The organism is Nannocystis sp. (assembly GCF_016714285.1).
Classification (GTDB): Bacteria; Myxococcota_A; Polyangia; order Nannocystales; family Nannocystaceae; genus Nannocystis.
Genome location: NZ_JADJNN010000038.1, coordinates 136,123 through 160,266, shown reverse-complemented (window position 1 = coordinate 160,266; position 24,144 = coordinate 136,123). Strand labels below are relative to the sequence as shown.

Annotated in this window: 22 protein-coding genes; 14 read left to right on the top strand and 8 right to left on the bottom strand. The window is 74.1% G+C overall.

Annotation, left to right across the window (positions count from 1 at the left end):
* Positions 1–36 precede the first annotated feature (36 nt).
* On the bottom strand, positions 37–1,584 hold the full coding sequence (locus tag IPJ59_RS34210; protein ID WP_293275469.1) for a hypothetical protein: 1,548 nt from the start codon (positions 1,582–1,584) through the stop codon (positions 37–39).
* Between the two features lie 362 nt (positions 1,585–1,946).
* Between IPJ59_RS34210 and erpA the strand changes: the two genes are divergently transcribed.
* Positions 1,947–2,279 carry an iron-sulfur cluster insertion protein ErpA gene (gene erpA, locus IPJ59_RS34205; protein ID WP_366524759.1) on the top strand — a complete coding sequence of 111 codons (333 nt, stop codon included), beginning with the start codon at positions 1,947–1,949 and terminating at the stop codon, positions 2,277–2,279.
* The gene (locus IPJ59_RS34200) at positions 2,276–3,658 is read left to right on the top strand and encodes an FAD-binding oxidoreductase (RefSeq protein ID WP_293275468.1); all 1,383 of its coding nucleotides are present in this window, start codon (positions 2,276–2,278) and stop codon (positions 3,656–3,658) included. Before erpA ends, IPJ59_RS34200 begins: the two co-directional genes overlap by 4 nt.
* 27 nt (positions 3,659–3,685) lie before the next feature.
* Here the strand turns inward: IPJ59_RS34200 and IPJ59_RS34195 are convergent, their stop codons facing one another.
* Positions 3,686–4,756 (bottom strand): type I glyceraldehyde-3-phosphate dehydrogenase, encoded by a 1,071-nt coding sequence (locus IPJ59_RS34195; protein ID WP_293275467.1) that lies wholly within the window; start codon positions 4,754–4,756, stop codon positions 3,686–3,688.
* A gap of 120 nt (positions 4,757–4,876) precedes the next feature.
* On the opposite strand from IPJ59_RS34195, the gene IPJ59_RS34190 reads away from it, so the two are divergent.
* On the top strand, positions 4,877–6,442 hold the full coding sequence (locus IPJ59_RS34190) for a hypothetical protein (protein WP_293275466.1): 1,566 nt from the start codon (positions 4,877–4,879) through the stop codon (positions 6,440–6,442).
* A gap of 55 nt (positions 6,443–6,497) precedes the next feature.
* Here IPJ59_RS34190 and IPJ59_RS34185 read toward each other — a convergent pair whose 3' ends face one another.
* Together IPJ59_RS34185 and IPJ59_RS34180 are read right to left on the bottom strand one after the other, a co-directional pair.
* Positions 6,498–6,695 carry a hypothetical protein gene (locus tag IPJ59_RS34185; protein WP_293246557.1) on the bottom strand — a complete coding sequence of 66 codons (198 nt, stop codon included), beginning with the start codon at positions 6,693–6,695 and terminating at the stop codon, positions 6,498–6,500.
* A gap of 149 nt (positions 6,696–6,844) precedes the next feature.
* Positions 6,845–7,444 carry a hypothetical protein gene (locus IPJ59_RS34180; protein ID WP_293246555.1) on the bottom strand — a complete coding sequence of 200 codons (600 nt, stop codon included), beginning with the start codon at positions 7,442–7,444 and terminating at the stop codon, positions 6,845–6,847.
* 220 nt (positions 7,445–7,664) lie between these two features.
* Here IPJ59_RS34180 and IPJ59_RS34175 point away from each other — a divergent pair, with 220 nt between their 5' ends.
* Entirely contained in the window at positions 7,665–7,970 is a 306-nt protein-coding gene (locus IPJ59_RS34175; RefSeq protein WP_293246553.1) for a MerR family transcriptional regulator, read from the top strand.
* Positions 7,868–9,706 (top strand): AAA family ATPase, encoded by a 1,839-nt coding sequence (locus tag IPJ59_RS38495; RefSeq protein WP_366524758.1) that lies wholly within the window; start codon positions 7,868–7,870, stop codon positions 9,704–9,706. Before IPJ59_RS34175 ends, IPJ59_RS38495 begins: the two co-directional genes overlap by 103 nt.
* Here IPJ59_RS38495 and IPJ59_RS34170 read toward each other — a convergent pair whose 3' ends face one another.
* The 3 genes from IPJ59_RS34170 to wecB are packed head-to-tail and all read right to left on the bottom strand — an operon-like array spanning position 9,707 to position 12,681.
* Positions 9,707–10,198, bottom strand: a complete 492-nt coding sequence (locus IPJ59_RS34170; protein ID WP_293275465.1) for a DUF2007 domain-containing protein — start codon at positions 10,196–10,198, stop codon at positions 9,707–9,709.
* A 58-nt stretch (positions 10,199–10,256) separates the two neighbouring features.
* Positions 10,257–11,708 (bottom strand): MraY family glycosyltransferase, encoded by a 1,452-nt coding sequence (locus IPJ59_RS34165; protein ID WP_293275464.1) that lies wholly within the window; start codon positions 11,706–11,708, stop codon positions 10,257–10,259.
* Positions 11,709–11,724: 16 nt separating this feature from the next.
* Positions 11,725–12,681 (bottom strand): non-hydrolyzing UDP-N-acetylglucosamine 2-epimerase, encoded by a 957-nt coding sequence (wecB, locus tag IPJ59_RS34160; protein WP_366524753.1) that lies wholly within the window; start codon positions 12,679–12,681, stop codon positions 11,725–11,727.
* Between the two features lie 224 nt (positions 12,682–12,905).
* Between wecB and wecC the strand changes: the two genes are divergently transcribed.
* From wecC to IPJ59_RS34135, 5 genes are all read left to right on the top strand, one after another.
* The gene (wecC, locus tag IPJ59_RS34155) at positions 12,906–14,165 is read left to right on the top strand and encodes a UDP-N-acetyl-D-mannosamine dehydrogenase (protein WP_293275463.1); all 1,260 of its coding nucleotides are present in this window, start codon (positions 12,906–12,908) and stop codon (positions 14,163–14,165) included.
* Positions 14,166–14,203: 38 nt separating this feature from the next.
* Entirely contained in the window at positions 14,204–15,841 is a 1,638-nt protein-coding gene (locus IPJ59_RS34150; protein WP_293275462.1) for a heparinase II/III family protein, read from the top strand.
* Positions 15,842–15,880: 39 nt separating this feature from the next.
* Positions 15,881–16,465 (top strand): nitroreductase family protein, encoded by a 585-nt coding sequence (locus IPJ59_RS34145; RefSeq protein ID WP_293275461.1) that lies wholly within the window; start codon positions 15,881–15,883, stop codon positions 16,463–16,465.
* A 114-nt stretch (positions 16,466–16,579) separates the two neighbouring features.
* Complete coding sequence (locus IPJ59_RS34140; protein ID WP_293275460.1) at positions 16,580–17,350, top strand: site-2 protease family protein; 771 nt, start codon at positions 16,580–16,582, stop codon at positions 17,348–17,350.
* 211 nt (positions 17,351–17,561) lie between these two features.
* Complete coding sequence (locus tag IPJ59_RS34135; protein ID WP_293246533.1) at positions 17,562–19,028, top strand: TIGR03790 family protein; 1,467 nt, start codon at positions 17,562–17,564, stop codon at positions 19,026–19,028.
* Positions 19,029–19,046: 18 nt separating this feature from the next.
* Here the strand turns inward: IPJ59_RS34135 and IPJ59_RS34130 are convergent, their stop codons facing one another.
* Positions 19,047–19,676 carry a hypothetical protein gene (locus IPJ59_RS34130; RefSeq protein ID WP_293246531.1) on the bottom strand — a complete coding sequence of 210 codons (630 nt, stop codon included), beginning with the start codon at positions 19,674–19,676 and terminating at the stop codon, positions 19,047–19,049.
* A 123-nt stretch (positions 19,677–19,799) separates the two neighbouring features.
* On the opposite strand from IPJ59_RS34130, the gene IPJ59_RS34125 reads away from it, so the two are divergent.
* Genes IPJ59_RS34125 through egtD form a run of 4 tightly spaced genes read left to right on the top strand, consistent with a single transcriptional unit; the run spans position 19,800 to position 24,026 of the window.
* Complete coding sequence (locus tag IPJ59_RS34125) at positions 19,800–20,300, top strand: hypothetical protein (protein WP_293246528.1); 501 nt, start codon at positions 19,800–19,802, stop codon at positions 20,298–20,300.
* Positions 20,301–20,336: 36 nt separating this feature from the next.
* Positions 20,337–21,632, top strand: coding sequence for a glycosyltransferase family 4 protein (locus IPJ59_RS34120; protein ID WP_293275459.1), 1,296 nt, complete (start codon positions 20,337–20,339; stop codon positions 21,630–21,632).
* Positions 21,568–23,028: an ergothioneine biosynthesis protein EgtB gene (gene egtB, locus IPJ59_RS34115; protein WP_293275458.1), complete on the top strand. Its 1,461-nt coding sequence runs from the start codon at positions 21,568–21,570 to the stop codon at positions 23,026–23,028. The genes IPJ59_RS34120 and egtB overlap by 65 nt, the downstream gene beginning before the upstream one ends.
* Complete coding sequence (egtD, locus tag IPJ59_RS34110) at positions 23,025–24,026, top strand: L-histidine N(alpha)-methyltransferase (RefSeq protein WP_293275457.1); 1,002 nt, start codon at positions 23,025–23,027, stop codon at positions 24,024–24,026. The genes egtB and egtD overlap by 4 nt, the downstream gene beginning before the upstream one ends.
* Positions 24,027–24,144 lie beyond the last annotated feature (118 nt).

The following is a 24,144-nucleotide window of genomic DNA, read 5'->3' as shown; positions in this document are numbered from 1 at the left end:
CAGGTCCGGGGCAAGCCCGGACGGACCCGGGTCGCCCTACTCTTCCTTCTTCTGGGCCTCGGCCTGGGCCTTGAGCTGCTTGAGCAGCTTCTCCTGCTCCTCGATCGTGTCGTCCTCGGCCATGCGCTTGTCGCCGGAGAGGGCGGCGGTGTCGACGTCGAACTTCTCGAAGCGGGCGAGCATCTGATAGATGGCGAGGCGACTGGCGGGCGCGGGGCCCTCGGTGTCGAACTCGTCGTCCTTGGGCGGGATGCGGATGTCGCCCTTGGCGCCCTCGATGATGCACTTGTGGGCGACGGTGAGGGCCTTCTCGGAGTCCTTCTGCTTCGAGGTGATGCCGGCGAGCAGCGGGAAGGTGGTGCCGTAGCCGACGAGCATCGTGTCGAGCGCCGCGGTGCCGCCGCAGCGGGCGTACAGCGGGTCGTACTTGTCGGGGACGATCGAGGTGTTGGGGTCGACGCCGCCGTCCTCGCCCTTCTTTGCGAAGTCGCCGCCGGCGGTGGCGAGCATCTGGTAGTCGGTGAGCAGCTGACGAAACAGCAGCGAGTGGATGAAGGCCCGCTTGAGCGCGTCGCCGGACAGCTTGGCCGAGAACACGAAGGTGAGGTCGTTGTAACCGCCGCCCAGGTCCTCGCGGAAGAAGCCGTAGCCGCTCTCCTTGTCGATGACGACGCCCTTGGCCTTCTCGGGGATCAGCGCCGAGCCCTCCTGGGCCCAGATCGTGTGGGTCTCGCCGAGGAACTCGACGCGGTCCTTGAGCTCCTTCATGTTGGTGAGGAGGATGAGGAGCTTCTCGTCGGCCTCGATCGCGGCGGCCCACGGCTTGAAGGGCGGGTCGACCGAGTCGGCGAAGCTGCGTGGCGGCAGCTCCTCCTGGCCGAGGTCGCGGGAGATCTGGCGCAGCACGCTGCGGAAGGGCTCGTCGCCGCCGACCGTGCGGCGGGCGTACATCTTCACGCCCATCCACTTCTGCCAGTATTTGTCGCGACCCTCGCTGTAGTCGGCCTTCATCGCCTCGATCGCGCCCTTGACCTCGGCCGGCAGCTGGCCGATCGCCTTGGCGCCCTCGGGTGAGTTGAAGAAGGCGATCAGGCGCAGGTCGGCGTAGGCGCGGAGGATCTTGTCCTTCGTCTCGTCGCCGTAGCTGTACTTGATCTTCTCGATGAGGCCGCCGTAGTCGCGGCGGGCGTTCTTGCGGAAGGTCCAGGAGTCGGCCTCGGCGACGCCGAGCACGATCGCCTTGGCCTTGTCGTCCTTGCTCAGGCCCTTCTTGACGCGGACCACGGACATCACGCCCGGCGTGATCGAGTAGTTGAGGCCGTCATCGGCGCTGATGTCGGCCTCGAGCACGTCGGGGAGGCGCTCCTTGTTGCTGTACAGCTCGGTCAGCAGCGGCCGCAGCGCCTCGCGGGTCGGGTCGGGTGGGATCTCTGGGATCGGGTTGCCGGCCTCGTCGACCTTCTTGCCAGCGTTCGCGTACGCCATCTCGCGGTCGAGCTTCTCTTTGCGGCTCTCGCCACAGGCCAGGACACCGCCCGCGACGACCGCGAGCGCGAGGGGTAGGACGCGAAGGGACAGTCGCATGCGTTCTCCGAGCCATTGCCGGGCAAATTCTGCGGCAAATGGGCGCGTCGTCACGGTATGGGAAGCGCCGCGCCTCTGTCAAACCGCGCCGGCCGGAGGTTATGCTTGTCGCGGTCGCCGCGCGACACCGCACCTTGCGCCGGGGTGCGGTCTGGACCGGGATGGCTCACGTTCTGGCCCGATCGCCCGGCTTGACCGGGCCGCGCGGGACCAGCATCTTACCCAACGTCACCTTTTCATCGGAGCCCGCCTCACCGGCCTCGGGGGCTACTGTGGCGAGGGAACAGGAGTCGACCATGTCCGCAGCCACTGAACACGTCCACGAGCCCCATAGCGACCCGCCCCACACGGAAGATCCGGAGATGGCCGGGGGCCTCGGGGTCACCGAGACCGCGGCCGCGAAGATCGCGGAGATCCGCGAGGCCGAGGCGATCGAGGGCAGCTACGCGTTGCGCGTGAAGGTCATGGGCGGCGGTTGCAGCGGCTTTCAGTATGACCTCTACTTCGACGAGCCCGCCGAGGGCGACCAGAGCTTCACCAGCAACGGCGTGCATCTGGTCTGCGATCAGATGAGCTTCATGTACCTGATGGGCACCCAGATCGACTACGTCGAGGGCCTGCAGGGCGCCGGCTTCAAGTTCGGCAACCCCAACACCACCGGCAGCTGCGGCTGCGGCAGCTCTTTCTCGGTGTGACCCTCGAGCGCCTGCGCGAGCGAGTGCGGGCCGCTCTCGGCGACGCGGTGCTGGTGGCCGACGACGGCCGCTACGCCCGCGACGACGGTGTCGAGGGGCCCTTCGTGCCGGGCCTGGTGGTCCGGCCGCGCGCGCGCGAGGAGGTCGCGGAGCTGGTCGCCCTGTGTCACGCGCATGCGGTCCCGCTGAGCCCGCGGGGCACCGGCACGGGCACCGTCGGCGGCTGCCTCGCGGACCACGGCGGCGTCGTCCTCGACCTCGCCGGCCTGGACCGCATCCTCGACATCGACGAGCGCTCGCTGCTCGCCGAGGTCGAGCCCGGCGTGATCACGGCGACGCTGCACGCCGCGGCCCTGGCCCGTGGCCTGTTCTACCCGCCCGACCCGGCCAGCCTGAAGAAGTGCAGCCTCGGCGGCAACGTCGCGACCAACGCCGGCGGCCCGCGGGCGTGCAAGTACGGCGTCACCGGCAACTTCGTGCTCGGCCTCGACGTCGTCACCGGCACCGGTCAGCCGCTGCGGGTCGGTCACCGATCGATCAAGGGCGTCACCGGCTACAACCTCGCCGGTCTGCTGGTCGGTTCGGAGGGCACCCTCGCCGTCACCACCGCCGCCACCCTGCGTCTGGTGCCCCGGCCGAGCTGCGCCGTCACCCTGCTCGCCAGCTTCGCCGACGAGGCCGACGCCTGCGCCGCGGTACATCGCTGTCAGACCGGCGGGGTCGTCCCGGCCGCGCTCGAGTTCGCCGACCGCCTGTGCGTGCGCGTGTTGACCGCGAGCGGCGGTCTCGCGGTGCCGGTGCCGGACCAGGCGCGCGCACTGCTGTGGATCGAGATCGACGGCGACGCGGCCGGGCTCGACCGCAGCATCGAGCGAGCCGCCGGGTGCTGTCGCGAGGCCGGGGCGCTCGCCGTGTCGGTGGCCGGCGACGCGGCCACGCGCGAGCGCCTGTGGGATGTCCGACGCGCCCTCAGCCACAGCCTGCGCGCCGGCTGGCCGCGCAAGGTCAGCGAGGACGTCGCGGTGCCACTCGCCCAGCTGCCGGCGCTGACCCGGGCCGCGCGGGAGATCGGTGCGACGCACGGCCTCGACGTCGCCAGCTTCGGCCACGCCGGCGACGGCAACCTGCACGTCAACATCCTCTACGACCCCGCGGCCAGCCCCGACGTGACCACGCGGGTCGACCGCGCCGTCGCCGACCTGTTCCGCGCGACGATCGCCCTCGGCGGCACCCTCAGCGGTGAGCACGGCATCGGCATCAGCAAGCGCCCGTTCATGGCGCTCGAGCAGTCGGGCCCGCTGCGCGCGCTGCAGTGCGAACTGAAACGCGTGTGGGACCCCGGCAACATCCTCAACCCGGGCAAGGTCTTCCCGGCCTGAGCGACGGGAAGAACGGCAGGGAGCGCGTCAGACGGCGCGCTGCTGGCTGCGGATCCAGTTGCCGAGGATCGCCGCCAGGTCGAGCAGGCGGGCCGAGTAGCCCCACTCGTTGTCGTACCAGCCGACGATCTTCACCAGCTGGCCGAGGCCCATGCAGGCCTCGACGTCGACGATGCTCGAGTGCGGGTCGCCGAGGATGTCGGACGAGACCAGCGCCTCGTGGCGGACGTCGAGGATGCCCTGCAGCGCCGGGCTGGCCGCCGCCTCGCGCAGCGCCTCGAGCACGCGCTCGAGGCTCGGGCTGCCCTCGAGCGTGCAGACGACGTCGTACAGCGAGCCGTCGACCACCGGCACGCGCACGGCGGTGCCGTCGACCTTGCCGCTGAGGTTCGGCAGCACCTGCGCGATCGCCTTGGCGGCGCCGGTCGAGGTCGGCACGATGTTGACCGCGCCGGCGCGACCGCGGCGCAGGTCCTTGCCCGACAGGGTGTCGATGATGCCCTGACCGTTGGTGTACGCGTGCGTCGTGCCGACCAGGCCCCAGCGCAGACCGAAGGTCTTGTCGAGGGTTGCGAGCACCGGCGTGAGCGCGTTGGTCGTGCAGCTCGCGTTGGAGATCAGGCGGTCCTTCGCGGGGTCGAGGCTCTCCTCGTTGACGCCAATGACGATCGTCTTGTCGACGCCCTTGCCCGGCGCCGCGAGGATCACGTGGCTGGGGCCGTCGGCGGCCGTGCGGTGGGCGGCCAGGCCCTCGCGGCTGGTGAACTTGCCGGTCGACTCGATGACGATGTCGACGCCGTGCGCCGCCCACGGGATCTTGCTCGGGTCCTTCTCCTTGAAGAGCGCGATCTTGCCGCCGTTGACGCGCAGCGCCTCGCCCTCGGCGTGGACCTTCGGCAGCTGCCAGCGGTGCACCGAATCGTGGGTCAGCAGGTAGGCGAGCTCGTCGGCCTCGGCGAGGTCGTTGGCGGCCACCACCTCGAAGGCCGGACCCTTGCGCGCAGCCGCGGCGCCCGCGTCTCCCCGCGCGAGCGCGTGGCGAAGTACAAGCCGGCCGATGCGGCCCATTCCGTTGATTCCCAGGCGGATCGGTGTCATGGCGCGCGGAGGATAGGGCAAGCATCCGCGGCCGGCAACACGCCCGCATCGCCTTAACCCTCGACCTGTGAGTCCGCGCATGCACCCTCGCCCCGCCTTTGGTACCGTGGCCCCGCCCTCATGACCCGCACCCTCGCCCTCGCCCTCGCCCTCGCCCTCGCCGGCCTGGGCTCCGCCGGCTGCAAGAAGCAACAGCAGAAGCCACAGCGAGTGGGCCGCAGCGACGTCGCCGCAACACCCGCGGACCCGCGCCTGCCCGCGCCACACAAGCTCAGCGCCACGCCCGACGCCGGGGTCTACGTCGCGGCGCCAGCCGAGCTGCTCGCGGCAGCCGGCGCCTACATGCCCGGCCCGCCCGCGCTCGCCAAGCTCGGCGAGTTCCTGCTCGGCACCCAGGGCCCCGCCGACTTCGCCCAGGCCGCCGCCAGCTCGCTCGACGGCCAGCGCCCGTGGGCCGGCGTGATGGTGGGCAACGAGGACGTCCTGCACCTGCCGCTGCAACGCGGCGCGGCGGCTCGGGTGCAGTCGCTGCTGGCCCGCTACCCGAAGCGCGGAGAGTTCGGCGCGGTGGTGCTGCCAAGGCCCGCGCTGGCGCTGCAGCAGGGCGAGCTGGTCACCGCCACCGCCGCCGGCCCGGAGCGCCTCGCCTACGTCGACGCGGCCGCCGGCACTCTGACGATCGCCGGCACCCTCGAGGGCATCGCGACCGGCCGCGAGCTCCCGCGCTTCTACAACAAGCACCCGCTGTGGTTCACCCTCGGCGAGGCCCGCGGCAAGCTCCTGCTCGGCCGCTTCCCGTACAGCCGCGTCGGCGGCGACGGCCTCGGCCTGCACAGCTTCGACGTCGCCTGCGACGCGCGCCCCGGCGAGAAGCTCCCGACCCTGCGAGACATCGCGCCCGGGGCCCTCAGCGGGGCGCTCGCGGGCAAGGGCATCGCCGTCGGCGCGAGCACGCGCTGGACCGGCTACAAGGAGGCCGTCCGCGAGGCGAACCACCAGATGCAGGCCGCGGTCGACCGCGCCGGCTTCGCCGGCAAGATGATGCTCGACCCGATCGCCGACCAGGCGACGCGGCTGATGAAGATGTGGAACGGCCGCGTGCTCCTCGGCGTCGGCCCGGCCCACCACCTGCGCCTCGGCCTCGGCGCCGACGACCCGAACGCCGCCCACCGCGGCCTCGTCACCGTGCTCAAGGACATCATCGACAACCTCCAGCTCGCGCGCATGTTCGTGTCGAACATCCCCAACGCCTCGCTCAAGAAGTTCGCCGACGACCCCGACCTCTGGCTGCTCACCGTCAGCGGCGTCGCCAACAACCTCCCGCCCGACCTGCGCACGCTCGCCGACGACGGCCGCCTGCGCGTCGCCTTCCACGGCCACGCCCACGCCGGCGCCCTGCTGGTGGTCGTGGGCCCGAAGGCCGACGCCGAGCTCAAGGCCTGGGTCAGCGAGGCCAGCGCGGCCGCGTCGGGCAAGGAGGGCATGAAGGACATCGCCAGCGTCAGCCTGGCCGCCGGCCCCGAGGCCCTCGCGCCGCTGCTGCAGATCGGCCCCAGCGAGAAGCTGCTGCCCGCGCTGCTCGGTCTCTCGGCCGACCGCGCGCCGACCCAACTCGTGCTCCGCCAGGACGGCCAGCGCTACGCCATCTCGATCCGCGGCCCCGCCGTGCGCGCCAAGGGCCGCTAGAAGACCCTGCGACCGAAGCTGTCTGACCGAAGCTGTCCCTTCGGTCAGGTCCCGTCTAGTCCTCGTCCTTGGGCTTGCGCTCGAAGTCACCGACGGTAACGTTCGGCACGAAGGCCAGCGCCTCGGAGACGTAGAGGCCGGTGTGCAGGATGAGATGCGTCACCGTGCGGACAAGGACCCCGCCGGGCACATCGGCCACATATGCGGCGCCGCGGTTGCCGTCGCCATCGTGCCTGATCTCGACCCACTTCATCGCATGCCTCAGTTGTTCGGGGGTGCTGGCGCGACCCGTGGAGCCGCCAGGCGAAATTCGCGCAGAAGGCGGGCATTGTAGACGAGCGCTCCCGCCAAGCCAAGATCGAAGCCCGCTTCAACGCGGTAACACGTGGGCCAATCAACGCCTCACCTCGCACGCCCCTCACCTCGCACGGCCCCGTCAGGACCATCCCGCCTGCACGCCCGATGCGAGCGCGCCGTAAAGATGTGCACACCGGCTGGCCAGCGCTGATCACCGCGCTCTCGCAGGGTCCAGATCGCCGCGCCGGCGATCAGATCACGCAGCAACGCCGGCAGGTCCACGCGACGCAGCCACGGCAGGTGCTGCCCGCCCAGCCGCGCCTGCAGCATCCGCGCGACGCCGACATCGACGCTGGGAAAGAAGCCCTCGTAGCCCGGCAACAGCGACGCCGTCGCCGCGCCGTCGAGCCCGCGACAGCCGAGCAGCGACGCGACCCGCAGCCGGGCCCGCCGCACCGACACCTCGCCGCACCCCGAGCCACTCTCCACCGGCTCGCCCGTCAGCTCGGGCACCCGCAGCGCCGGCCCGTGCCGCCGCCAGCGTTGCTGCCCGAGCTGCCGCACCCCGAGCCAGCGCTGTGAGGCCCCCGGCCAGTCCGCCGCGCGAGCCGCCCGCAGCCAGCGATAGGCGACGATCGGGTCGCGGGTGCGGGCGTTGTTCGCCGGCCAGCCGTCGCCGCAGAAAACCGCGTACTCGGCCCGCACGAGCCGCCTCCGGGGACCCATGCAGCGCGCAAGCCCGCCTCGTTTCATTCGCATTCCAAAGCGTTTATTGTGCGTGATCATTCTTGATACACTCCAAATGGATACTTGCACATCCATTCAGCCGCCACAAGCCCCCGCCACAAAAATTATCCGCCGCAGATCCGGGCTGGCCTTCAGACCTGACTTCGGACCTGACTTCGGATATCGTGCCCCGCCCTGCATGTCGTCCGGCCGCACCAAGCCACCCGCCAAGCCCTCGCCCTTCGCCACGACGCAGGAGGTGTCGGCCGCGGCCGGTGAAGTTCACCGCGACACGCTGCGCCGCTGGTGTAAGATGGAGCTTTTGCCAGGCCCCACGATCATCAGCCGCGGCCGCGGCGGCGTACACAGCCGCTGGCCGGGATGGGCCGTCGAACGCGCCACGTGGATCGCCGCCCAGCTGGAGACCGGCTACACGCTGCCGGAGATCGTCGAGCAAGTGAAAGCCGGCCAGGCCCCCGCCCCGCCCGCGGAGCCGACCCCGTGATCCGCAAGATCACGATCGAGAACTTCAAGAGCATCGACCACCTCGAGCTCGAGCTCGGCCGCGTCAACGTCTTCATCGGCGAGAACGGCTCCGGCAAGTCCAACATCCCGCCCCGCCCGCGGCCGCCGGCCCGCCGGGCCCGGTTCCCGGGGGGGCGCCCCGCCCCCCGCCCGGGGGCCCCGGCCCCCGGCCGAGACGGACGCCCCGGCCGCCCCCGCCGCCCGCGCTTCGGGCCCCCGGGGCGGCCCCCCCCGCCCCGGGCCCCCCAGGGGGCGCCCCCCCCCCCGCCGGGGCCCCGCGGGCCCGCCCCCCGGGGGGCCCCCGGGGGGGGGGCCCGCCGGGGGCGGGCGCCGGCGGGGCCGGGGCGGGGCCCCGCGGCGCGGGCGGCGGGCGGACCCGGGCCCCGCCCCGCCGCCCCCGCCCCCCCCGCCCCCCCGCCCGCCGCCCCGCCCCCCGCCCCCGCCCCCCCCGGCCCCCCCCCCCCCCCCGGCCCGGCCCCCCCGGCCCGGCCGGGCGGCCCCGCGCCCGCGGGCCGGCCCCCCCCCGGGCCCGGCGCCCCCCCGGGGGGGCCGCCCCCCCCCCCGGGGCCGCGGGCGGCGCCGGGCCCGGCCCCCCGCCGGGCCGCCCCGGGCCCCCCGGCCCCCCCCGCCCCCCGGGGCGGCCGCCCCCCGGCCCGCGCCGCGCCGGCCGGGCCCCCCCCGCCCCCCCCGGCCGCCCCCGCGGGGGGCCCCCCGGCCCCCCCCCCCCCCCCCCGCCCCCCCCCCCGCCCGGGCGCCCCCCCGCCGCCCGCCCCCCCCGGCGGCGGCGGGGCCCGCCGGCCCCGGCGGGCCGCCCGCCGGGGCCCCCGCCCGGGGGGCCCCCCCCCCCGGGGCCGCCGCGCGCCGCCCCGCCCCCCGGCCCGCGGCCCCGGCGCCCCCGGCCCCCGCGGCCCCCGCCGCCGCCCCCCGGCCCCCCCCCCCCCCCCCCCCGGCGGCGCCCGCCCCCCGGCCCCCGCGCCGGCGCCCGCCGCCGGCGCCGGGGCCGCCCCCGGCGCCCCCCCGGGCCCCCCCCCCCCGGGCCCCGCCGCGCGCCGGCCGGCCCGCGCCGGGGGCGGGCCGGCCCGGCGCCCCCGGGCGGGCCCGGCGGCCCCCGGGCCGGCCCCCCCCGCCGCCGGGCCCCCCCCGCCGGCCGGCCCCCCCCCCGCGGCCCCCCCCCCGCCCGGCCCGCCCCCCCCCCCGCCCGGCCCGCCCGGCGCGGCCGGGCCGGCGCGCCGCGGGGGCGGCCGGGGCGCCGCGGCGCGGGGCGCGCCGCCGCGGCGTTGCCCGGCCCCGGCCCGGCCCCGCCCCCGGCCGGCCCCCCCCGGCGGCGCGCCCCCCGGGCCGGCGGCCGCCCCCCCCCGCGGGCGGCGGCGGGCGGGCGCGGGGGCGCCCGCGGCCGCGCGGGGCGGCGGCCCCGCGGCCCGCGGCGCGGGGCGCCGCGCCCCGCCCCCCCCCCCGCCGCCGCCGGCGGGCGCCGCCGCCGGCGGCCCCGCCCCCGCGCGGGGGCGGCGGCCGCCCCGCCGCCGCCCGGGGGCCCCCGCGGGCCCCGCGCGGGCCCCCCCCCGCGCCCCGGGGCCCGGCGCGGGGCCGCGGGCGGGGGGCGGGCGCGCGCCCCCCGCCCCCCGCCCGCGCGGGCGCCGCGCCCCCCCGCGGGCCCCCCCCCGCCCCGGCGCGGGCCCGGCCCCTTCGCCGCCGACCTCGCCCCTCCCGCGGCCCTGATCAACAGGTCGTCGCGACCAGCGTCACGATCGCCACCGCGATCGCGTTGAACACCACGGCGATCGTTCGGTGCCTGCGCCCGCGCGCGCTCATCAGCCCGCGCCCGTACCTCGCCAGCAGGTACAACGAGTACAGCGTCGGCACCACGGGGATCAGCAGCGAGCCGAAGCCCGCCGCCACCGCGGCCCGCCGCATCCACGCGTCGGGACCTTGCAGCGCGATCGCCGAGCCCGGCTCGGTCTGCTCCTCCTGCGTGCCCTCGTCGGAGTCACCGAGCCCGAGGATCTCCCGCGCTCGCGCGGCCGCATCGGCCGGCACCACCACCGCCACGCCGCCGAGCGCCAGCGAGTGCATCGGCAGCACTCCCAGCGTCTGCGCGTTGTCCAGGCGCACCGAGATGCCCGCCGCCGCCAGCTGCCCGCGCGCCAGCTCTGCCTCGCCGACGCTCGAGTAGTTGCCGACCTCCACGAAGCCGTCGCGCGCGCTCGACATGCCACCTCCCTACGCCCTCACGCCGACCCGGTCAACGCACCTGTCCCAAGGGACAGCTCTAGCGCTGGGCCGGCGCAGCCCCGGCGAGCACCGCGACCACCCGCTCGAGCAGCATCAGCTGCTCCGGCTGCAGCTCGGGCAGGCGCACCGCGAGCGCGAGCCGCAGCTCGGCCCCGGGCGAGCCGGGCAGCGGCAGGCTGAGCCAGGCCCAGGCATGCTGGTCACCGCCCTCGCGCGCGACCACCTCGGCGCCGCGCCGGACCTCGAAGCCAGGCACCCCGAGGCGCACCAGGATCGGCGCCAGCTCGGGCGCCAGCCGGCGCCAGCGCGGCTCCTCGAGGTCCTGCTGCTGCTGCGCCAGCCCGTCGATCGCCGCCAGGATCTCCATCACCTGACGCCGACGGTCGCGCAGCCCGAGCAGGTGGTCGCCGGTGAACGCCGGCAGCGAGCGCAGCAGGTTGTGGTAGCCGAGCAGCACCGCGACCACCAGCATCGCCAGCACCGCGCCGGTCAGCGTCCACCAGCCGCCGACGCCGATCACGTTAAGGTGGGCGATCCCGACGAACAGCGCCGCCGACAGCCACAGCAGCTGGACGACCCGCGCGTGCGGCAGCCCGCGCGCCAGCAGGCGGTGGTGGATGTGATCGCAGTCCGGCGCGAAGATCGGCTGCCCGCGCGCCGCCCGGCGGACGATCGCCAGCGTCATGTCGAACAGCGGCAGCGCCAGCGCCATCAGCGGGATCGACAGCTCGACGATCGCCACCCGCTCGCGCACCGGATGGACGAGCAGCAGCAGCGCCGGCAGCAAGAAGCCCAGGAAGTAGCTGCCCGCGTCGCCCATGAACACGCGCGCCGGATGCCGGTTGTGCACGAGGAAGCCGAGCACCGCCCCCAGCGCCGTCGCGGCGATCCACCCGACCGCGACCGCGGCCGCCCCGTGGCTCAGCGCCGCGACGACCACCACCGACAGCCCGAGCGCCACGTTGCCGCCCGCGAGCCCGTCGAGCCCGTCGCTGAGGTTGATCGCGTTGACCCCCGCGACCAAGAACAGCACCGTCAGCGGATCTGCCAGCAGCCCCGCCGGCCCGAGCAGGTCGGCCAGCGCCTGCCAGTGCAGCCCGAAGCCGAACACCGCGATCGCGGCCGCCAGCACCTGTCCGAATAACTTGTAGCGCGCGCGCAGCCCGACGAGGTCGTCGTAGAGCCCGAAGCCGCCGCAGATCAGCGCCCCGAGCACCGCGCCGGTGATCGGGTTCTGCGAGAACCACTCGTGCGCCGCCGACAGCTCGGTGGTGCCCGCAAGCCCGCGGATCGCCACCAGCGCGAAGCCCAGCATCAGCACGAAGCCGCCGACCCGCGGGATCTCCCCGACATGCACCTTGCGCAGGCTGACCTCGCGGTCCTTCCGACCGAGCGCCTGCCACCCGCGGATCGCCGGCCGCATGCCGAGCGCCACCAGCAGGAACGCCAGCCCCCCCGCGAGCCCCAGCACCCACGGCGTCGCGCTCACGCCACCGACCTCGCGCTCACGCCACCGACCTTCCCCGGACCAGCCGCTGCTGCAGCGCCGTCACGCAGCGCGCCGCGGCCTGACCATCGCCGTAGGGGTTGGCCCCCGACCACCGCGCCCCGTCCGGATCGTCCAGGTGCCGCCGCGCCGCCGCCACCAGGCGCCCGCGGTCATAGCCGACCAGCTCCGCGCAGCCGGCCGTCAGCCCCTCGCCGCGCTCGGTGCTCGCGCGGGTCACCAGCACCGGCGCCGCGAACTCCGGCGCCTCTTCTTGCAGCCCGCCCGAGTCGGTGATCACCAGCACGCAGCGGCGCAGCAGCCAGATCGCCGCCGGGTAGTCCAGCGGCTCGAGCAGGTGCACGTTGCCGAGCCCCGCGAGCTGCTGACGCACCGCCGTCTGCACGCTGGGGTTCAGGTGTACGGGATACACGAAGTCGACCCCCGGGTACGCGCGCGCCAGCTCGGCCACGCCCTCGCACACCGCCACCAGCCCGCCCTCGAAGCTCTCGCGGCGATGTCCGGTGATCAGTACGAGCGGGCGCCCGCCGGTGAAGCGCAGCAGCTCGGTCGCCGACCCGGCCGGCGGGGCCCCGTCGGCCGGCAGCATCGCCGCCATCTGCCGCGCCGCGTCGACCACCGTGTTGCCCGTCACCTCGATCAGCCCCGCCGGCACCCCCTCGCCCAGCAGCGCCGCGCGGGCCAGCTCGGTCGGCGCCAGGTGCAGGCTCGCTATCCGCGAGATCAGCTGGCGGTTGCCCTCCTCGGGGAACGGCGCCTGCAGGTCGTGCGTGCGCAGCCCCGCCTCCACGTGGGCGACCGGCACGTGCCGGTGATGAGCCGCCAGCGCCCCCGCCAGCGCCGTCGTCGTGTCGCCCTGCACCACCACCCAGTCGAAGCGCAGCGCGTCGAGCACCGGGTCGAGCCCGTCGAGCAGGCGGGCCAGCAGCGAGCTCAGGCTCTGCCCCGGGTTCATCACCCCCAGCTCGACCTCCGGCGTCGTCGCAAAGGTCGCGCAGCAGCGGCGGCACCAGCTCGCGGTGCTGACCGGTGTTACACAGCGTCACCTGCCAGCCGGGCAGCGCCCGCAGGGCCTGCCAGACCGGCCAGAGCTTGATCACCTCCGGGCGGGTGCCGAACACGATCAGGATGCGGGGCTGGGTGGACGGCATCGCAGCAGGCCGATAGCATGCCACGAAGGTGACCCTGTCCACGCTCCCCGCCCCGGAAACTTCGCCGTTCGACGTGTGCGTGCTGGGCCTCGGCTACGTCGGTCTGCCGACCGCCGCGGTGCTCGCCACCCGGGGTCAGCGGGTCGCCGGCGTCGACCTGCGCCGCGACATCCTCGACACGATCAACGCCGGGCGGATCCACATCGTCGAGCCCGAGCTCGACGCCCTCGTCCGCGCCGCCGTCGCCGCCGGCACCCTGCGCGCAGTGCCAGCGCCGGTGCCCGCGCGCACCTATCTCATCTGTGTACCGACACCGATCACCGCCGACCACCGCCCCGACCTCAGCTTCGTCGAGGCCGCCGCCCGCGCGATCGTCCCGGTCCTCGAGCCCGGCGCGTTGATCGTGCTCGAGTCCACCGTCCCGCCCGGCACCCTGCGCGACCTCGTCGCGCCGATCGTGTGCGGCAATCTTCAGGGCGGGGGCCTGGTCCCCGGCCGCGACATCTTCCTCGCCCACGCCCCCGAGCGCGTGCTGCCCGGCGCCGTCCTGCGCGAGGTCGTCGAAAACGAGCGCCTCGTCGGCGGCCTCACGGACGCCTGCACCGCCCGCTGCGCCGAGTTCTACGAGGCCTTCGCGCGCGGCCAGGTCCACCGCTGCAGCGCCGAGGTGGCCGAGCTGACCAAGCTCGCCGAAAACGCCTTCCGCGACACCAACGTCGCCTTCGCCAACGAGCTGGCCAACGTGTGCGCCCACCTCGGCCTCGACGTGTGGGAGGTGATCCGCCTCGCCAACCGCCACCCGCGGGTCCAGATCTTGCGCCCCGGTCCCGGCGTCGGCGGCCACTGCATCGCCGTCGACCCGTGGTTCATCGCCGCCAGCGCCCCGCAGCACACCGCGCTCATCCAGGCCGCGCGCCGCGTCAACGACGAGCGCCCCGCCCGCGTGATCGCCCAGGTGCGCGCCCTCGCGGCCCGCCTGCGAAAGCCCAAGGTCGCCTGCCTCGGCCTCGCCTACAAGCCCGACATCGACGACCTGCGCGAGAGCCCCGCCCTCCACATCGCCAGGGCCCTCGCCGCCGACCCCGACCTCGAGCTCCTGCTCGTCGAGCCCCACCTCCACACCTCACCGATCGCCGGCGCGCCGCTGGTCCCCCTCGCCGAGGCCCTCGCCGCCGCCGACATCGTCGTCGTGCTCGTCGCCCACCGCCAGTTCCGCCACCTCCGCCCCGACCACCTGCTGCGCCTCATGGTCGTCGACACCGTCGGCCTCATGAACCAGAGGACATGAACCAAGGGACATGACCACAAGGCCATGAACAAACGGACATGACCCCAGGGACCTGGCTGCGCACGCTCGTCCACCTGACCCCGCGTCAGGTCATCTACCAGGGCCTGCGTCGCCTCCGCGGCCCGGCCCGGCGCCCCGCCAGCACCACCCGCGAGGGCCTGCACGGCGTCGCTACCCCGCTGCCGCCCCCCTCGCCCGAGGGCATCATCCACCCCGAGGGCGTGCAGCTGCTCGGCCACGGCCCGCACGACCCCTGCGTCGACGGCTGGGAGCCCGACGCCGACCCGCTCTACCTCTACACCCTCCACTACCACGGCTGGCTCTCGCTGCTCCCGCTGCCCCGCGCCCGCACGCAGGTCGAGCACTGGATCGACCACCACCGCGAAGGCATCGGCTGGGAGCCCTACCCCACCGCGATGCGCGTGCTCCACTGGCTCGGCTGGCTCGGCCTGCACGAGTCACACCTCGACGCCCCCGCCCGCCGCCGCATCTTCGGATCCCTCGCCGCCCAGCTCGAGCACCTCCGCCACCACGTCGAACACCACCTCGACGGCAACCACGTCTGGACCGACCTCGCCGCCCTCTGCTCCGCCGGCCTCGCCCTCGCCGGCCCCGCCGCACCACCCCTGACCCAGCGCCTCACCGCCCTCGCCGACCTCGTCGAGGCCCAGCTCGGCCCCGACGGCGTCCATCGCGAACGCACCCCCACGTACCACTGCCTGCTCGCCGAACAGCTCGCCGGCGTCATCGCCCTGAACCCCACCCGCGTCCACCCCGGCGCCGCCGCCCGCCTCGAGGCGTCGCTCGAGCGCATGCTCGCCGCCCTCCCCGCCTTCACCCACCCCGACGGCGACGTCGCCCTGTGGAACGACTCCCAGCGCAACGCCCCCGTCACCCCAAAGGGCCTCCTCACCCGCCTCGCCCGCCCCCTCGACACCCTCGAGGCCCCGCTCAGCGACGCCCCCGACGCCGGCCTGTTCCGCCGCCGCTTCGGCCCCTGGACCCTGCTGTGGAACGTCGGCGGCGTCGGCCTCGCCCAGCAGCCCGGCCACATCCACGCCGACGGCCTCGCCCTCGAGCTCTCGCTCCACGGCGAGCGCGTCCTCGTCGACGCCGGCGTCGGCACCTACACCCCCGGCTTCGCCCGCGACTACGCCCGCAGCACCCGCGCCCACAGCACCGTCACCGTCGGCGAGCACGACCCGGACCAGCACGAGCTGTGGGCCAGCCACCGCGTCGGCGGCCGCGCCCGCACCACCGACCTGTCCTACGGGACAGATCTCCTCAGCGCCCGCATCCACGGCTACAAGGCCCCCGCCGCCCACCACCGCCGCCTGCACTGGGACGGCCGCCGACTGCTCTGCGAGGACCGCGTCGAACCCGAGGCCCCCGCGACCACCCGCCTCTACTTCCCCGAGACCTGCGCCCTCCTGCTGCGCGGCAACGTCTGGCACGGCCGCACCGCCGGCGGCCGCCGCTTCCGCCTGGTCACCCCCCCTGGCACCCCGTGGAGCTGCAGCCCCGCCCACGGCTGGAGCGCGATGAACCAACCCTTCCCCCGCCGCTGCCTCGCCGCCCCCGTCCCACCCGCCGGCCTCACCCTCGAGCTCCTCGCCGACCCCCCCCCCCCCCCCCCCCCCCGGGGCCGGTTCCCCCGCCCCGGGGCACCCACCTGAAAGCCCTGACCGCCGCCCCCCGCCCCCTGACCCGCCCGCATGCCGCACCCCCGCACCCCCGAAGCCGACGTCGACCCCGAGTTCCTCGCGCGCTGGTCCCCCCGCGCCTTCCGCCCCGATCCCCTCACGCCGGCCCAACTCGCGAGCCTGTTCGAGGCCATGCGCTGGGCCCCCTCGTGCTTCAACGAGCAGCCCTGGCGCCTCGTCTACGGCCTCGCCGGCGAGCCCGAGCACGCCCGCATCACCGGCCTGCTCGTCGAGGCCAACCAACTCTGGGCCAGCAAGGCCCCGCTCCTGCTGGTCCTCTTCAACCGCCGCAACTTCAGCCACAACGATCGCCCGAACCGCACCGCCGCCTTCGACCTCGGCGCCGCCTGGATGTCGCTCGCGCTCGCCGCCCACAAGCTCGGCCTGTACAGCCACGCCATGGCCGGCTTCGACACCACTCGTGCCTACACCGAGCTCGGCGCCGACCCGGCCATCTACGAGGTCCAGGCCGCCGTCGCCGTCGGCGCGATCGCCGACCCCGACACCTTGCCCGAGAAACTCCGCGCTCGCGAGGCCCCCAGCGGCCGCAACCCCCAGGCCAGCTTCGTCTTCCACGGCCAGCTCCCACCCGCCTGAGGCCCCCTGCCGCCCCCCCCCCCCCCCCCCCCCCCCCCCCCCCCCCCCCCCCCCCGTGCGCCGTCTGGGCCCTCGACCTTGACCCCCGGCGATCCGTGTTCAATCTGAGACGCCATGTCCTGGTCCTGGAACCTCGGCCGACTCTTCGGCATCGACACTCGCGTCCACGCCTCGTTCCTGCTCGTGCTCCTGTGGGCGGGCCTGAGCAGCTTCAACAGCGCGGGCACCCTCGTCGCCGCCCTCGCCGGCGTCGTCTTCATGATCGCCGTGTTCGCCTCGGTGGTCGCGCACGAGCTGGGCCACGCCCTCACCGCCCGCCAGTACGGCATCCACACCCGCCAGATCTTGCTGCTCCCGATCGGCGGCGTCGCCCAGCTCGACCAGGGCCACATGCGCCCGAAGGTCGAGCTCCTGGTCGCGCTCGCCGGCCCGGTCGTCAGCTTCCTGCTCGCCGGCGTGCTGTTCACCTTCGCCGCGATCCTCGGCGGCGACCTCAGCCCCGACAGCTTCCTCGGCAGCCTCGCCTGGACCAACCTCGGCCTCGCCGTCTTCAACATGCTGCCCGCCTTCCCGATGGACGGCGGCCGCGTCCTGCGGGCCGCGCTGTCCAGCCGCATGGGCCACATCCGGGCCACCCAGATCGCCGCCACCCTCGGCATGGTCGGCGCCGCCCTGTTCTTCGCCCTCGGCCTCTACACCGGCCGCTTCATGCTCCTGCTCATGGCCACGTTCCTCTACATGGCCGCCCGCGGCGAGTCCCGCGTGATGCCCCACCCCGGCCCCCGCCGCGTGATCGACCCGAACCTGCTGCAGGACGGCGACGACCCCCGCGAGCTCCTGATCGTCCGCAGCCCCCGCGGACGGATCTGGCTGCTGCGCCACTGATCGCCGACCCACACACCCAGGCGCCCGCCACCTCGGCGGGCGTCCGCATTTAACCCGCCTGTCCCACAGGACAGCTGACTGCGGCCTGCACCCGGGGCGCCCTGCATCGCCGCGGGGACCTGCGCCCGTCTCACACGACCGCTGACTGCGGCCTGCTCACCCCGGCAAAGCGCCTGCGAAGCGCGCCGCGCGACGCGATACCCTGCCGCGCATGCTCCGTCCGCGCCTGCCCCTGCTCCTGCTCCTCCCACTCACCGCCTGCCCCGCGGACGAGTCCGGCGACGACAGCAGCAGCGGCCCGGCCACCACTGTCGAGGGCACCAGCGCCACCACCGACGCGCCCACCAGCACCACCGACGCACCGACCGGCGAGCCCCCGACCACCACCACCGACGCCGCCACCACCACCGACCCCGCCACCACCGACCTCACCACCACCGCCACCACCGACGCCACCACCACCGGCGACCCCCTCGGCCCGCCGACGGTGATCCTCCCGCGCGCTGGCCTCGAGCCCGAAGAGCTCGCCCTCCTCGTCAACGACCAGGACCCGCAGGCCATGGCCGTCGCCGCTTACTACCTCGACAAGCGCCAGCTCCCGCCCGGCAACGTCATCACCCTCAGCTTCCCGCCCGCCGACACCCTCAGCGTCGCCGACTTCACCAGCCTCAAGGCCCAGATCGACGCCGCCGCCAGCCCGCAGATCCAGGCCTTCGCGATCGCCTGGACCAACCCGCACAAGGTCGAGTGCCAGTCCCTCGTCAGCGCCCTCGCCCTCGGCGCCGACAAGAAGTTCTGCAGCACCCAGGGCAACCCCTGCAGCGAGACGGCCCCCAGCGGCCTCTACGACCACGCCACCCTCGCCCCCTTCACCGACCTCGGCATCCGCCCGGCCATGCACCTCGCCGGCGTCACCGCCGACGATGTCTTCAAGCTGATCGACCGCGGCGTCGCAGCCGACAGCACCCACCCCACCGGCGTCGGCTACTTCGTGCGCACCACCGACGAGGCCCGCAGCGTCCGCTGGCCCGACCAGCAGGCCACCCAATCCAGCTGGGACTTCGACGGCGGCCTCGACCTGCAATACATCGACAACAGCGGCGGCGGCGGCCTCGACTACCTCGAGAACAAACCCGACGTCCTCTTCTATCTCACCGGCCTCGCCGACGTCCCGCAGATCGCGACCAACACCTACCTGCCCGGGGCCGTCGCCGACCACCTGACCTCCTACGGCGGACAGATCCCCCAGAGCGGCCAGATGAGCATCGTCCGCTGGCTCGAGGCCGGCGCCACTGGCAGCTACGGCACCGCCTTCGAGCCCTGCAACTACCCCGGCAAGTTCTCCGTCGCCAGTGTCCTGCTGCCGCACTACTTCCGCGGCGAGACCCTGATCGAGGCCTACTGGAAGTCCGTCGCCTGGCCCGGCGAGGGCGTGTTCGTCGGCGAGCCGCTCGCCCGCCCCTGGCGCGGCGCGGTCATCACCTGGGAGGACCCCAAGCTGATCATCGCCACCTACCAGCTGATCCCCGGCGTCACCTACCAGCTCGAGTCCGGCGACAGCGCCGACGGCCCCTGGACCACCCTCGCCAGCGACCTCCAGATCCCCCAGAGCAAGCGCACCGAGATCACGATCAACGACGCGACCGCCGCGTTCTACCGCGTGAGCGCGAAGCCCTGAGCCCGCGAGCGAGCCCCGTCACAGCGGCTCGACGATGCGCCCCGGCGCCCCGTTGGCGCCATCCTCCGTGTGGCAGCTGTTGCAGTCGCCGGTCATCTGCGGCGAGTACATCGGCCGCTCCTTGTCACCCTTCACCACCTTCGCGGTGATCGGGAACATCAGCGCCCCGCTCTCATTGACGTCGTACACGAAGTTGCCCGAGCTGTTCACCGCCAGCTTCACCACCTTCGCATCGGCCGTCGTGATCTCGACGTGCGTCGGCACAGCCGCACCATCCAGCCCGAGGCAGTCGTCCGGCTCGTGCCCGGTCGGAAACACCGTGCCCGCGAGCGGAAACTCGGCCACCACGTCGGGCTCCACCTGCGCGTGACAGGTCAAGCACGCCATCCCGGGGTGCATGTGCGGCGACTCCACGTTGCCCTGCGTCCACATCTTCCCGCTGCTGCACATGGGGTCGACCATGAACGGGTCGGTCCCCGCCGAGCCCGAACCGCCGCCCGAGCTCTCGCCGCCCGAACTCGTCGGCGTGTCACCCGTGCTCGCGCCCGCGCTCGTATCCCCCGACGAGTCGCCGCTCCCCCCACCTGCGTCGCCGCAGCCAATAAACAACGTTCCAACGGTGATGAGGGCGATTCGTGAGAGCAGCATGAACCTACCCTAAGCCCCCTCCCGCCGTTCCGCCCGCGGCCACCCCGGAAATCCTTGCGCCGCTCCTCCTCCACCCGCAGACCCACCGCCCGCGCCGCTCGACGCAGCGGGGTAGCATGCGCCATGGCCTGGCCCCGTTCGGCGCTCCTGACTCTGCTCTCCCTCACCGCGTGCCCCGCCGAACCAGACGGCTCCTCCTCGACCCACAGCGACGACTCCACCACCGCCACCACCGCCGCCACCACCAGCGAAGCCACCGCAACCACCACCGACGCGATCACCACCGGCCCTCCCGACGCCTGCGCCAACCGCCCCGGCGGCGACTGGAACGCCTGCCAGACCAAGACCGGCACCGACAACTCCCTCTGCGGCTACATCGACAACGGCGGCAACGGCTCGCTCACCTGCCTCAGCCCCCAGAGCGGCAACTTCAACGTCTGCGGCATCCGTGACTGCGTCGACGACTGCGACTGCTTCGCCCCGCCCAAGACCGGCGACGCACCGGCCACCTGCGCCGAAGTGTTCGGCAACGGCGGCAAGGGCTGCGTCCTCTACTGCCTCAACGGCCAGAAGTGCCCCGACGGCATGGAGTGCGCCAGCGGCACCTGCTACTGGCCCAACTGACCCGCAGGTCGCCACCAGCACGAGCACACCAGCAGCGTGCGTGCCCGGGTCGCCACCAGCACGAGCACCCGCGACCCAAGCAAACCACCGATGCGCCTCGCCTACCTCTCGCACTACTTCCCGCCCGAGAGCAACGCCCCCGCCGCCCGCGTGCACGAGCTCTCGCGGGCGCTCGTGCGGCTCGGCCACGAGGTCCACGTCGTCACCGGTCAGCCGAACCACCCGCGCGGCGTGGTCCACCCCGGCTACCGCGCCGCCGAGTACCGCCGCGAGCACGTCGACGGCATCACCGTCCACCGCGTCCCGACCTTCCCCGCCGCCAACCGTGGCGTGCTCCTGCGCGGCCTCGGCTACGCCGCGATGCCCACCGCCCAGCTCGCCCTCGGCCTCGCAAAACTACCGCCCGTCGACCTCGTCCTCGCGACCTCGCCGCAGATCTTCACCGGCCTCGCCGGCCTCGCGCTCGCCCGCCTGCGCCGCGTCCCCTTCGTGCTCGAGGTCCGCGACCTGTGGCCCGAGTCGATCGTCAGCGTCGGCGCCCTCGCAGCCACCCACCCGCTGATCCGCGCGCTGGGGCGCCTCGAGCACACGCTCTACCGCAGCGCCGCCGCGATCGTCTCCGTCACCGACAGCTTCGTCGCCCACTTCGTCGGCCACGGCGTCCCCGCGGCGAACATCGCCGTGATCAAGAACGGCGCCGACCTCGACCTGTTCGACCCGCACACGCCCCCGGCCCCACTCCGCCAGCAGCTCGGCATCCCCGAGCACGCCCTGCTCGCGCTGTTCTGCGGAACGATCGGCATGGCCCACGACGTCGGCCTGCTCGCCCGCGCCGCCGCGATCGCCCCGCCCGAGCTCGAGCTCCACGTCGTCGTCGTCGGCGACGGAGCCGGCCGTGCAGCGCTCGCCGCCGAGATCGCCGCGCTCGGCGTCGGCGACCGCGTCCACTTGCTCCCCGCGGTCCCCCGCCGCGAGGTCCCCGGCCTGCTCGCCGCCGCCGACCTCAGCGCGGTGGTCCTGCGCGACAGCCCGACCTTCGCCGGCGTCCTGCCCTCCAAGATCTTCGAGGCCATGGCGATGCAACGACCCGTCCTCCTCGGGGTCCGCGGCGAGGCCCAGGCCCTCGTCGAGGCCGCCGGAGCCGGGCTCGCCTTCACCCCCGGCGACCCCGCGGCCCTGGTTGCAACTTTGCGGACCTTTGCGATGCTTGGGGCCCCTGGCCGCCGGACCATGGGGCAGCAGGCCCGCCGCTACGCCCTCGTCCACCATGACCGCACCGCCCAAGCCCGGCAGCTCGCCGCCTTCCTCGAGCCGCTCGCAACCCGGCGCTGAGCACCCCCACGAGCGGCCCGATCACCAGCCCGGCCACCCGCTCGCGCAGCCCGATCTCCGATCAGTCCCGCGCGAGCAACCGCCCGACCCCGCCGCCCTCGCGGCGCTGTTCCTCGCCACCCGCGCCGCCACCCTCGCCCTCGCCGCCCCGCTGTCCGCCGAGGACATGCAGGCCCAGTCGATGCCCGAGGCCAGCCCGGTCAAGTGGCAGCTCGCCCACACCACCTGGTTCTTCGAGACCTTCATCCTCGCCGAGCTCGGCCTCCCCGCCTTCCACCCGGCCTTCTCCGCCCTCTTCAACTCCTACTACCAGAGCGTCGGCTCCCCCCACGCCCGCCACCTCCGCGGCCTGCTCACCCGCCCGAGCCTCGCCGAGGTCCTGCGCTACCGCCAGCACGTCGACGATCAGCTCCTCCGCGCCCTCCCAGAGCTCGGCCCTGCCCTGCTCGCGCGCGTCCTGCTCGGCTGCCACCACGAGCAGCAGCACCAGGAGCTCATCCTCACCGACCTCCAGCACCTGCTCGCCCACAACCCCCTGCGCCCCGCCTACCGCACTGCGACCCACCTGTCCCCAAGACCAGCCGACCTGTCCCCCGAGCCAGCCGACCACAACCTGTCCCCAAGACCAGCCGACCTGTCCAAAAGACCAGCCGACCTGTCCCAAAGACCATCCGACCTGTCCCCCGAGCCAGCCGACCCCGCCTGGCACCGCCACCCCGGCGGCATCATCGAGGTCGGCCACGCCGGCCGCGGCTTCGCCTTCGACAACGAGGGCCCGCGCCACCACACCCTCCTGCGCCCCTTCGAGCTCGCCACCCGCCCGGTGCGCAACGCCGAGTACCTCGCCTTCATCCGCGACGGCGGCTACACCCGCCCCGACCTGTGGCTCTCCGACGGCTGGGACGCCGTGCAGCGCCTCGGCTGGCGCGCCCCGCTCTACTGGTCAGAGGACCTCAGGACCCGATTCACCCTCCACGGCGAGCAGCCGATCGACCCCGAGGCCCCCGTCTGCCACGTCTCCTACTACGAGGCCGACGCCTTCGCCCGCTGGTCCGCCGCCCGCCTGCCGCTCGAGCACGAGTGGGAGATCGTCGCCGCCGACGCCCCGATCGCCGGCAACTTCGTCGAGTCCGGCCGCCTCACACCCGCCCCGCAGCCGCGCCCGCGACTGTTCGGCGACGTCTGGGTGTGGACCGCCAGCCCGTACACCGCCTACCCCGGCTTCTCCCCCGCAGCCGGCGCCCTCGGCGAGTACAACGGCAAGTTCATGTGCAACCAGATCGTCCTGCGCGGCGGCTCCTGTGCCACCCCGCAGGCCCACATCCGGTCCAGCTACCGCAACTTCTTCCCCCCGGAGGCGCGCTGGCAGTTCTCCGGCATCCGCCTCGCGAGGTGATCTTGCCGATCGTCACCAGCCCACGCACACGCCGTGCCCTCCCCCTCATCGACCTCGCCCCGGTCGCCGACGACCTCCTGCGCGACGCCCTCGCCGGCCTCACGCGCCCCGCCAGGACCCTCCCCTGCAAGTACTTCTACGACGACCTCGGCTCCGACCTCTTCGACCAGATCTGCGCCCTCCCCGAGTACTACCCGACCCGCACCGAACTCGCGATCTCCCGCCAGCACGCCGCCGAGATGGCCACCGCCTGCGGCCCCCACGTCCGCCTGCTCGAGCTCGGCAGCGGCAGCAGCACCAAGACCCGCGTCCTCCTCGACCACCTGCGCAGCCCCGCCGCGTACCTCCCCGTCGACATCGCCCGCGACTTCCTGCGCGCCTCCGCCGACGCGATCGCGGCAGAGTACCCCGACCTCCCCGTTCAGCCCGTCTGCGCCGACTTCACGGGCCCCCTCGCACACCACCTCGCGAACCATCACACCCTCTCGGCCCGCCGCACCATCGTCTACTTCCCCGGCTCGACGATCGGCAACTTCCCCGACCCCGACGCCGTCGCCCTCCTCACCAACATCGCCGCCCTCCTCGGCGACCACGGCGGCCTGCTCATCGGCGTCGACCTGCGCAAGGACATCGCCATCCTCGAGCGCGCCTACAACGACAGCCAGGGCGTCACCGCGGCCTTTAATAAGAACCTCCTGGTCCGCCTCAACCGCGAGCTCGCGGCCGACTTCGCCGTCGAGCAATTCACCCACCACGCCCACTACGACCGCGAATTCGGCCGCATCGAGATGCAGCTCATCAGCCGCCGCCGGCAGGCCGTACACATCGCCGGCCAGCGCATCGAGTTTCGCGAGGGCGAGCCGATCGTCACCGAGCACTCGCACAAGTACACCCTCGCCGGCTTCGCCGCCCTCGCAGCCGCCGCCGGCCTCCACGTCCGCCAGGTCTGGACCGACCGCGAGCAGCTGTTCAGCGTCCAGTACCTGACCCCGGCCTGAAGACCCACGCGCGTCGAGCCCGGCGAGTCGCGCAGGTCCGCTATGCGCCGCGACGCGCGAAAGTCAACCACACGCCCCGCTTGCGTGGTTCCTTGCCCCCACAACGAACGGAGCACGG

What these genes read in the sequence shown, in the direction of transcription:
- IPJ59_RS34210 (WP_293275469.1), bottom strand. Translation starts at nt 1,584, where the DNA reads ATGCGACTGTCCCTTCGCGTCCTACCCCTCGCGCTCGCGGTCGTCGCG.
- erpA (WP_366524759.1), top strand. Translation starts at nt 1,947, where the DNA reads ATGGCCGGGGGCCTCGGGGTCACCGAGACCGCGGCCGCGAAGATCGCG.
- IPJ59_RS34195 (WP_293275467.1), bottom strand. Translation starts at nt 4,756, where the DNA reads ATGACACCGATCCGCCTGGGAATCAACGGAATGGGCCGCATCGGCCGG.
- IPJ59_RS34190 (WP_293275466.1), top strand. Translation starts at nt 4,877, where the DNA reads ATGACCCGCACCCTCGCCCTCGCCCTCGCCCTCGCCCTCGCCGGCCTG.
- IPJ59_RS34185 (WP_293246557.1), bottom strand. Translation starts at nt 6,695, where the DNA reads ATGAAGTGGGTCGAGATCAGGCACGATGGCGACGGCAACCGCGGCGCC.
- IPJ59_RS34175 (WP_293246553.1), top strand. Translation starts at nt 7,665, where the DNA reads ATGTCGTCCGGCCGCACCAAGCCACCCGCCAAGCCCTCGCCCTTCGCC.
- IPJ59_RS34170 (WP_293275465.1), bottom strand. Translation starts at nt 10,198, where the DNA reads ATGTCGAGCGCGCGCGACGGCTTCGTGGAGGTCGGCAACTACTCGAGC.
- wecB (WP_366524753.1), bottom strand. Translation starts at nt 12,681, where the DNA reads ATGAACCCGGGGCAGAGCCTGAGCTCGCTGCTGGCCCGCCTGCTCGAC.
- IPJ59_RS34150 (WP_293275462.1), top strand. Translation starts at nt 14,204, where the DNA reads ATGACCCCAGGGACCTGGCTGCGCACGCTCGTCCACCTGACCCCGCGT.
- IPJ59_RS34145 (WP_293275461.1), top strand. Translation starts at nt 15,881, where the DNA reads ATGCCGCACCCCCGCACCCCCGAAGCCGACGTCGACCCCGAGTTCCTC.
- IPJ59_RS34140 (WP_293275460.1), top strand. Translation starts at nt 16,580, where the DNA reads ATGTCCTGGTCCTGGAACCTCGGCCGACTCTTCGGCATCGACACTCGC.
- IPJ59_RS34135 (WP_293246533.1), top strand. Translation starts at nt 17,562, where the DNA reads ATGCTCCGTCCGCGCCTGCCCCTGCTCCTGCTCCTCCCACTCACCGCC.
- IPJ59_RS34130 (WP_293246531.1), bottom strand. Translation starts at nt 19,676, where the DNA reads ATGCTGCTCTCACGAATCGCCCTCATCACCGTTGGAACGTTGTTTATT.
- IPJ59_RS34125 (WP_293246528.1), top strand. Translation starts at nt 19,800, where the DNA reads ATGGCCTGGCCCCGTTCGGCGCTCCTGACTCTGCTCTCCCTCACCGCG.
- egtB (WP_293275458.1), top strand. Translation starts at nt 21,568, where the DNA reads ATGACCGCACCGCCCAAGCCCGGCAGCTCGCCGCCTTCCTCGAGCCGC.